This window comes from Pseudorhodoplanes sp., assembly GCF_035565855.1.
Lineage (GTDB): Bacteria > Pseudomonadota > Alphaproteobacteria > Rhizobiales > Xanthobacteraceae > Pseudorhodoplanes.
In genome coordinates this window covers 1-9223 of sequence record NZ_DATMRX010000257.1, presented here as the reverse complement: position 1 = coordinate 9223, position 9223 = coordinate 1, and the positions used below count along the sequence as shown (strand labels likewise).

6 protein-coding genes, 1 tRNA gene and 2 rRNA genes are annotated in these 9223 nt (G+C 63.4%); 1 reads left to right on the top strand and 8 read right to left on the bottom strand.

Annotation, left to right across the window (positions count from 1 at the left end):
- From VN004_RS14570 to VN004_RS14555, 4 genes are all read right to left on the bottom strand, one after another.
- On the bottom strand, positions 1–573 hold a 573-nt coding region (locus VN004_RS14570), incomplete at its 3' end, for an ABC transporter substrate-binding protein (protein WP_325611369.1).
- 121 nt (positions 574–694) lie between these two features.
- Positions 695–1789: a ring-opening amidohydrolase gene (locus tag VN004_RS14565; RefSeq protein WP_325611368.1), complete on the bottom strand. Its 1095-nt coding sequence runs from the start codon at positions 1787–1789 to the stop codon at positions 695–697.
- Between the two features lie 199 nt (positions 1790–1988).
- Positions 1989–3872 (bottom strand): hydantoinase B/oxoprolinase family protein, encoded by a 1884-nt coding sequence (locus VN004_RS14560; protein WP_325611364.1) that lies wholly within the window; start codon positions 3870–3872, stop codon positions 1989–1991.
- A gap of 20 nt (positions 3873–3892) precedes the next feature.
- A complete protein-coding gene (locus tag VN004_RS14555; RefSeq protein WP_325611362.1) occupies positions 3893–5962 on the bottom strand; it encodes a hydantoinase/oxoprolinase family protein in 2070 nt (689 codons plus the stop codon).
- Positions 5963–6180: 218 nt separating this feature from the next.
- Here VN004_RS14555 and VN004_RS14550 point away from each other — a divergent pair, with 218 nt between their 5' ends.
- Positions 6181–7080, top strand: coding sequence for a LysR family transcriptional regulator (locus tag VN004_RS14550; RefSeq protein WP_325611358.1), 900 nt, complete (start codon positions 6181–6183; stop codon positions 7078–7080).
- 115 nt (positions 7081–7195) lie between these two features.
- On the opposite strand, the gene VN004_RS14545 is transcribed toward VN004_RS14550, so the two are convergent.
- The 4 genes from VN004_RS14545 to VN004_RS14530 form a co-directional block, all read right to left on the bottom strand.
- A tRNA-Met gene (locus tag VN004_RS14545) sits at positions 7196–7272 on the bottom strand.
- 228 nt (positions 7273–7500) lie between these two features.
- Positions 7501–8484, bottom strand: a complete 984-nt coding sequence (locus VN004_RS14540) for a tripartite tricarboxylate transporter substrate binding protein (protein ID WP_325611355.1) — start codon at positions 8482–8484, stop codon at positions 7501–7503.
- A gap of 214 nt (positions 8485–8698) precedes the next feature.
- Positions 8699–8813 (bottom strand): 5S ribosomal RNA (gene rrf, locus VN004_RS14535).
- Positions 8814–8944: 131 nt separating this feature from the next.
- A 23S ribosomal RNA gene (locus VN004_RS14530) occupies positions 8945–9223 on the bottom strand; the annotation flags it as partial.

Here is a 9223-nt window from a genome sequence, read left to right as displayed (position 1 = left end):
GAGCGTATAGCCCGCGTCGAAGGTGCCGGCGGTCATCGCATTCACATGCTGACCCATGTCGAGCTGATCGAGCTGGTAGTCCCCCTCCTTCAGACCGGCGGCCGCGAGCGCGGCGCGGGCCATGGTCACGTTGGCGGGCCCGGGCGCCGACATGATCTTCTTGCCCTTCAGGTCGGCGAGCGACTTGATCTCCAGGCCCTTGCGGACGACGAACTGCTCCATCTGGTATTTGGCGTTCTGGCTGTTCAGCGAGATGTACATCGCAACGCCAGGTTTCTTCAGATTGGCGTTCATGCCCTCGATCGTAACCAGCACGGCCGAGGCGTCGATCTGATTGCCGATCATAGCGGCCACGTTCGGCGGACCGCCGATCAGGCGCGTCATCTCGACCTCGATATTGTTCTCCTTGAAGAAGCCGCGCTCGAGCGCCACGAACAGCGGCAGCGTGGACGCGACAGGGAAGACGCCGACTCTCACCTTGTCCTGCGCCCTGGCATCGGGAGAAAGGACAAGGCTCGTTGCAATGATGGCCGTCGCTGCGATAGCGCGACCGAAGCGTGACATCGACATCATGATCAGGGCTCCCTCTTTACGCCTGACTGGTTTCGTCCAGCACTCGAAGCTTCGGTCGGCACGACCGCTGCTGTTGCAGTCCGTACGACTGAACCCGCCCTGCGCGATGGCCGAAACGAATTCATTCGCCGACGTCGACAATTGCAATAACCGGGCCACCGCCATGCGGGCCTTGATGCATCGCGTCCACCGACACGAACACCGCGGGGTCGCCGATCGCCGCCGCAGCAACGCCACCGACCGCCGCCTTGGAATGGCGATGATGATGCACGTCGGAATCGTCCAGCATGATCTGCCGCCGTCCGCGCAGGCGCGCCGACTTGTCAGCCTCGCACTTCATGAAGCAATTGACCAGCTTGCCGCCAAGATCGTCAGCGCGCGGCCGCTCCGGCAGTTCAAGCCCGGCATTGCGGATCGCGTCATAGATACCGTCGATATCCAGCGCATCCTTCATCACGCTGTGACCGATGCGATAGCGGCCGCCCGCGCCTGCCTTGTTGCCGAGCAGCACGATCTGCGCGCAATCGAGCTCCACACCCGACGAGCATGACGCGACGGACGAATACAGATCGAGATTGCGGCAAATCTCCTCGGCCTTGGGCATGGAGATTTCGCCGAGCGCGACGGCGATGCCGAGCGCGGTGGTGCCGTTCGACACGCCCATGGAATCGTGCACTTCGCAGAACACGTCATTGCCGCGGGAATGGGCATCCTGAATCGATTCGATGGTCAGAAGCGGCGTCTTGGTCTGCACATAATGGACGTCCTTGGCATCCGTGATGCCGGCGTCCTTCATCGCGAGCCGCACGCCTTCCGCAACCTTTTCGACCATCGCCGGGCGTCCGATGTCTTCGGGCAGGATCTGCGGGCTCATTGCCGTGCCCATCGCGAGCCGCATCTTGTCCGCCGGACCTTTGCGGTCGTCGCGCGCAAAGACGGTGGCGTGCGGGGTGATGACGCCGTCGCAGCCGCCGGACCAGACCATCGGGATCGACTTTACGTCGGCTTCGCTGCGCGTTCCGTATTTGCGCAGCACGTTGCGAAAGGCCTGATCGGAGAGGATGCGGGTGAAATCGTTGACCCCGCCATTGCCTTCGGTCTTACCGATGACGGCCACAACCTGGTCGGCCGAAAAGCGCTTGGCGCGGATGTATTCCTCGAGCCCCGCGGCGTCCATCACGCTCTTGATCTCGACCTTGACGACATCGATTGCCATGCGTTGATGCACCTGTACTCATCAGTTGCCGGGCAATACGCCCGCTTCAATCGTTCAAGTTTCGAAGGCCGCAGAGACCGAGTCCAACACGGTTTAACGATAGAGTCATCGGAAATTCCGATAGCGGCCGATTCACTTGTTCTGCACGCAGCGGCCACCAAACATCGTGCTGCAGCGCACCGAAGCTCGCGCGGCCCACTTAAGCGGCAGCGCCAGGTCCGCGATCGATCACCGGCAGCGGCGCGGAACGCGCCTTGCGCATCCTGTCCCGCAAAGCGGCGGTTGCATTTGCATCCGCGGACACACCGGAAGCAGAAGACGTTCCGGCGAGCACCACGCCATAATCCTCACGTGCGGCCTGCGTCGAAATCTTGCCCTGCAGCACATCGCGCACCACGAGATCCACCTCGCGCTCCAGCGGATCGCCCCATCCGCCGCCGCCCGTCGTTTCCACGCGCACGATTTCACCGGCACGCACCGCGGCGCCATCAACGAGACCGCCGAGCCGGCGTTCGTCGGCGCCGGCCGGATCGATCGTCACCACGAAGGGCTTGCCCGCCTTGCCACCATTGACGCCGTAGCATCCGAGCAGCACGCGATCCGCCGTCACGATGGTGTGGCAATCGACCAGCGGGCGGTAATGCTTTTCATAGCCGAGCCCGCCGCGGCGCTTGCCGGCGCCGCCGGAATCGGTCCGCAGCGCCAGCTTCTCCACGATCAGCGGGAATTTCGTTTCCGTGAATTCCGCAGGCTGATTGCGGGAATCCGGGACGATGTGGATCGCGTCGTTGCCGTCGGCATAGTAGCGCCCGCCCGATCCACCGCCGAGCACTTCGCGCGACAGGAACGGCCGGCCTTCGAGATCGGTGCCGTAGAAGCCGGTATAACGGATGGTTTCCTGATCCGCCGGCATGCGGCCATCGACCGCCTGCGCCACGACGCCGGCAAGCAGCGACAGACAGCGCAGCAGCACGAAGGAGCGCGCATTGGTCGGCGCCGGCCAGACCGGCGTGATCAGCGTGCCCTTCGGCGGGAACATCACCTCGAACAGCTCGCACACGCCTTCATTGACGTTGATCTCGGCGGCACGCTCCGGCGTGTCGGAAAGATTGCGCAGGATCGGCGCGATCCATTTGATGAGGAAAACGCCGTCGGCGTAATCGGCCGGCCAGTTCAGCGGACCGTCGCTCTGCGGATCGGTGCCGGTGAAGTCGAGCACGATCTTGTCCGGCGACTTGATCATCTTCAGCGCGATCTTGTGCAGCTTGATCTCGCCCTCGATCTCCCGCTCCACATAATCGTGCCAGACATATTCGCCGTCGGCGATTTTGGGCATCAATTCGTCGCGGAAGGTGTTGCGGCACTTTTCGATGATTGCCTGGAAGCAGGCTTCGACGGTCGCCGTGCCGAAGCGCTGGAACAGCTCCTCCATGCGCCGCGCGCCCATGATGCAGGCTTGGATTTCGCTGTCGAGATCGGCCGACAGGATTTCCGGCAGGCGGGTATTACGGCGGATGATCTTGAACGCTTCCTCGTTGCGCTTGCCCTCGCTGTAGACCCGGATCGGCGGGACCGCGAGGCCCTCCTCGAAAACCGATTGCGCGGAGCCCGGCATCGACCCCGGCACGCGGCCGCCGATGTCGTCGTGATGGCCGAAGGCCTGGATATAAGCGACCACCTCGCCGTCGTGAAACACCGGCACGGTCGAGCACAGATCGGGCAGATGGCCGATGCAGCCTTCCGTCAGATAGGTGTCGTTCATCAGGAAGACGTCGCCCGGACGCATGGTCTCCGGCGGATAGTCGCGGATCACCGCCTGCGGCATCGCGGAATAGGAGCGGCCGGTGAGCTTGCGGGAATATTTGTCGAACAGCCCGACGCGATAGTCATGCGCTTCGCGGATCATGGGCGAGCGCGCGGTGCGCTCGATGGCATATTCGATTTCGGCCTCGATCGAGTTGAGCGTGCCTTCGACGATCTGCAGGATGATGGGATCGACATTGCGGGCACTCGCGCCCTTCGGCGCGGTCGGCCAGGGATGCGCTTTGGACTCTGTAACGACGGGTCGGCTCTGAAAGTTCATGTCTGCGCCCTTTCCCGATCCTAAGCCTGCCGCACGATCATGATGCCGTAGCCATCGACGCGAAGCGTCTGGCCGGGGAAGACCACGGTGGTCGATCCGAATTCCTCGACGATCGCGGGCCCCTCGATCTTCGTGCCGGGAGCGAGCGCGGCGCGATCGTAGCACGGCGTTTCGCGCATCGCGCCGTCGAAGAAGACATCACGCGCGCCTATCGGCGTTGCCTGCTCATTCGGCGTGACCGGGCGCTGCGGCAGCTTCGGCCGCTCGATCATGCCGAAGCCGGACACGCAGAAATTCACCAGTTCGACCTTCTGCTCGCCCTTGTAGTCGTAACCGAAGGTGCGGCGATGCGCGGCGTGGAAGGCATCGATCAGCGCTTCGACAAAGCCGCGGTCGATGGCGCCGCCGCCCGCCGGCACGCGCACTTCCATCGACTGGCCGGCGTAACGAAGATCGGCTTCGCGCTGCAGGCGAATGCGATCGCGCGGGATGCCGTCTTCCTCAAGCCGCTCGACGGCCTCGGCTTCGAGGGCGCGATACAGCTCCGCGATGACGCCAAGGTCGATCTTCTCCTCGGCCATCACTCGCGTCACCATCTGGTCGTTGCGCCAGTCGACGGAGAGGAGGCCGAAGGCGGCAAGATTGCCGGGGCTCGGCGGAATGATGCAGGCCTTCATGCCGATCAGTTGCGCGACCGCTGCGGATTGCACGGGACCCGCGCCGCCGAACGAGAGGAGCGCGAAATCGCGCGGATCGATGCCGCGCTGGATGGTCATCTGACGGATGCGGTTCGCCTGATTCCAGTTGGCGATCTCGATGATGCCGGCAGCGATCTCCTCCACCGACATGCTGGCGCCGAGGCGCTGCGCGAGATCGGCCATCCCTGCGCGCGCACGCTTGACGTCGAGCGTGATGCCGCCCCCGATCAGGGCAGCCGGAAGCCGGCCCAGGACGAGATTGGCATCGGTGATGGTCGGCTGGTCGCCGCCATTCGGATAGCACATCGGGCCGGGATCGGCGCCGGCGCTTTTCGGGCCGACCTTGAGATGGCCTTCGCGGGAAATCCAGGCGATGGAGCCGCCGCCAGTGCCGATGGTCTCGATATCGATCATCGGAATGCGGACCGGGAAGGGTCCGACCGATCCCGCATTGGTCAGATGCGCGATGCCATCCTCGATCAGGCTGAGGTCGGTGGAGGTTCCGCCCGCATCGAGCGTGACCACGTTTTCGAAGCCGGCGAGCTTGGCGATGACGGCGCTGCCGAGGACGCCCGCCGCGGGACCGGATAAAGCGGTGGTGATCGGCTTGTCGACCACCTGCTGCGCACTCATCACGCCGCCATTCGACTGCATGACGAGGAACGGCTTGTCGCCGAGCTCATCGCCCAGCGCGTCCCGCACGCGCCGCAGGTAGCGCTCCATGTAGGGTTTGACGAACGCATCGACGAGCGTCGTCACGGTGCGCTCATATTCGCGATATTCGGGCAGCACACGCGACGAGATCGACACCGTGCAATCGGGGTATTCCTCGCGCAGGATTTCGAGCGCGCGCTTTTCGTGCGCGTCATTGGCGTAGGCGTGGATCAGGCAGATCGCGACGGCGCGGATGTTGCGCTCGCGGAAGAAGCGGGCGGCCTGCCTCACGCTGTCCTCGTCCAGCGGACGCAATTCCTCGCCCTTGAAATTGAGCCGGCCACCGACCTCACGCACGAGTTCGAGCGGGACGGGACGCTCCGGCTTCACCCAGAAATAGGAATTGCCGTAGCCGTCGGGCACCGCCTGGCGCGCGATTTCCAGCACGTGGCGGAAGCCCTCGGTGACGATCAGGCCAAGCGAATCGATCGATCCCTGCAGCAGCGCATTGGTGGCGACCGTCGTGCCGTGTGCGAGGCCGATCAGGTCGCGGCTGGTGCCGCCGACCTCGCCGAGAATTTTGTGAATGCCGCTGACGAGACCCAGCGCCGGATTGGCCGGCGTCGACGGCACCTTGGTGACCGACACGCCGCCGGACGCCGTATCGACGCAGACGATGTCGGTGAAGGTGCCGCCGGTATCGATTCCGATCCGCAAGTGGGGAGACGCTGAGCTCATCGCGGGCTTCCTCATCGCGCGCCGCTTCAGCCGGGATGCCCTTAAGGGGCCTAAGTGGGGCGCAGCAGCGTCACCCTCTCGTGCGGCCGCCCCGCTGTCCAACAGCATTTAATGATAGCGATATCGGTAAAACCGATGGCAATATGGACCACGCGCGGCAAGACCGCGGAAAACAAAGAATTTTGGCCGCGAATGCGGCCATGGGTTGGGAAACGGCGATGGAATTTCGGCAAATCCGATACGCGCTTGCGGTCGCCAAGGAGCGCAGCTTCACCAAGGCCGCGGCTCGGCTCAACATTTCCCAGTCCGCGGTATCGGAGCAGGTGAAGCTTCTGGAAGGCAGCATCAGCTTCTCGCTGTTTCGCCGGACCGGCCGCGGCATCGAGCCGACCGAACGCGGCCGCATGTTTCTCTACGAAGCCGAACGCGTGCTGAGCGACTTGATGAATCTCAGCGACGTGGCCCGCCGCCTGAGCGGCGCCGGCGTCGAGACGCTGGTGATGGGAATCGGATCGGGTCTCGCGCCGGTGTTGCTGCCGCACATTCTTCCGGAAGGCGGCCTGCCGGCGAATCTCAATCTTGAAATCAAGACCGCGCCGACGCGGGTCATTTTCGATGATCTGCACGACGAGCGGCTCGACATCGGTATCGCGGCAAAGGTCGATGCCGATCGCGTGCCGTCGGGTCTGACCAGCGTTGCGCTGTTCGACCTCGAGATGGTGCTGATCATGCCGCCGTCGCATGCGCTCGCCGGCAAGAGCGGTGCGGTCGATGTCGGGCTTCTCGGACAGGAGCCGATCATCATGAATGAGCTGTCGATCGGCTACGGCCAGATCGTCGGACAGATGTTCAACGATCTCGGCATCCGGCCACGCATCCGTGCGATTGCCGATAATGTCGAGACGATCAAGGTGATGGTCCAGGCCGGCATGGGTATAGCGATCATCCCCTCGGGCTCGGCCGATCTCGAGGTGCGCTCAGGGCTTCTGGCGCTGCGCCCGCTGCTTCCGGTGCGTCCGATCACGATCTGCGCCTACCGGTCACGCTCGGGTCTGCCCCGGCGCAAGGAAACGCTGGTCGACAAATTCGTGGATTCGGCGCGCCGCAACGAGGCGTAACGAAGCGCTGTGGTGCGCAAGGCGTGCCAGCGCCGCGCACGATTGCTGCTCCGAAAAAACCTGGCGATGTCGCAAAACAAAAGCGCCGCCAGGTCGAAACCTGACGGCGCTAATTTGGTTGCGGGGGCTGGATTTGAACCAGCGACCTTCAGGTTATGAGCCTGACGAGCTACCGGGCTGCTCCACCCCGCGGTAAGGCTTGCCGTTGCGAAACAATCCGGCCTTTCAGGTCGGCGGCCTAGCTTGCGCCTAGCCTTTATCGCTTCACACCGGGTTATTTTTCGTGTCCGCAGCGGCAATCCGGTCATTGCCGCTGAAGCGGCCGCGGCCGCAGGACAGTCGTGGCGCTATCTAGCAAGTGACGGCGCGATTGCAAGCGAAAGATCGGCTCGCGCCGCCAAATCGTTCAGGTTCTCCCGGTCACTCCGGCTGGATGCCCGCGGCCTTGATCAACTCGCCGCGAATCGCGAGGCCGTCCTTGATGGCCTTGCCGAGCGCGGCAGGCGGCTCGGCCGTCACCACGAGACCGGCGCCGGCAAGCTTTTTCGTCACCGCCGGGTCCTTGAGGATTTTCGCTGCAGCCTGACTGATCTTCTCGATCACCGGCTGTGGCGTACCCGCCGGCGCGACCAGCGCCACGAACGATCCCATCTCGACGCCCGGTACCGTCTCCGCGATCGTCGGGATATCGGGCAGCTCGGAAAACCGGGCGGGTTCGGCCACGGCGATGATCCGGATCTTGCCGGCCTCATGCAATCCGCGCGCGGCGGACAGGCTCAGGAAGGCCGACGGGATATGACCGCCGGCGAGATCGTTGATGGTGGCGCCGCCGCCCTTGTAGGGAATGTGCTGCAGCTTGATGCCGGCCTTTTGCGCGAGCAGTTCACCCGCGAGCTGATGCGGAGAGCCAACCCCCGATGATCCGAACGCGATTTTTCCGGGATTCTTCTTCGCAGCCGCGACGTAATCGGCAACGGTCTTGATCGGCTGGTCCGGATGAACCGCGAGGACAAGGATGTTCTTCGCCGCATTCAGCACCGGCGCGAAATCCTTGGCCGGGTCGAAGGCGATCGCCTTGAACAGGAACGAGTTGGAGGTCAGCATCGCGTCGGTCGCAACGAGGATGGTGTGTCCATCGTTGGGTGCGCGCGCGACATAGGTCGCGGCAAGATTGCCCGACGAGCCGGGCCGGTTATCAACGACGACCGGCTGCCCCCATTGCTGCTGCAGCGTATCCGAGATCGCGCGCGCCAATGTGTCGGACGCGGCGCCCGCCGGATATCCGCCGACCAGCGTGACCTGTTTAGTCGGAAATTGCTGCGCCTTGGCGCCATGCGAGGCAGCGACGATCGCCAAAGCCGACAATGCGGCGGCGACGGCTGGCCTGCGGATGAGATAGATCATGCTTTCCTCCGGAATCCTCTCGTCGTGGACTGCTTTGTTCTTGTTGGCGATTTGCTTTTATCGCGACGGCTCTGTCAACAGCAGGTTCCGTACGCAGGCACCGCGCATTGTCACGGTGGGACAAACAGCAGGCACAAAAAAACGCCGGCAGCCGAGGACCGGCTACCGGCGTTTGATCGTGAAATCGTGTCGAGGGGATATCCGTCCTTGGCAGGCCTGGCAGCGACCTACTCTTCCAAGTCTTGAGACTTAGTACCATCGGCGCGGGAGAGTTTAACGGCCGAGTTCGGAATGGGATCGGGTTCAGGCTCTCCGCAAGAACCACCAGGCCGGCGAAAGACGGATTGTGAGAAGCATTGCTGATCATCGACCGTTGCCGGTCTTGACCAAAGGCCATCTGGCGAGGCTTCCGCGATGTCGAAACATCGCGCAGCGTCGCGGATGGGCATTGAAGACAAGAGCAATCAAGCCATTCGAGCGATTAGTACCGGTAAGCTCAACGCATTACTGCGCTTACACACCCGGCCTATCAACGTGGTGGTCTTCCACGGCTCTCAAGGGAGTTCTCGTTTCGAGGTGGGTTTCCCGCTTAGATGCTTTCAGCGGTTATCCCGTCCGTACATAGCTACCCTGCACTGCGGCTGGCGCCACAACAGGTCCACCAGAGGTACGTTCACCCCGGTCCTCTCGTACTAGGGGCAAATCCTCTCAAAACTCCGACACCCACGGCAGATAGGGA

Bases quoted from the DNA above. Each gene is read 5' to 3' on its own strand.
- VN004_RS14540 (WP_325611355.1), bottom strand. From the start codon at position 8,484: ATGATCTATCTCATCCGCAGGCCAGCCGTCGCCGCCGCATTGTCGGCT.
- VN004_RS14560 (WP_325611364.1), bottom strand. From the start codon at position 3,872: ATGAACTTTCAGAGCCGACCCGTCGTTACAGAGTCCAAAGCGCATCCC.
- VN004_RS14555 (WP_325611362.1), bottom strand. From the start codon at position 5,962: ATGAGCTCAGCGTCTCCCCACTTGCGGATCGGAATCGATACCGGCGGC.
- VN004_RS14550 (WP_325611358.1), top strand. From the start codon at position 6,181: ATGGAATTTCGGCAAATCCGATACGCGCTTGCGGTCGCCAAGGAGCGC.
- VN004_RS14565 (WP_325611368.1), bottom strand. From the start codon at position 1,789: ATGGCAATCGATGTCGTCAAGGTCGAGATCAAGAGCGTGATGGACGCC.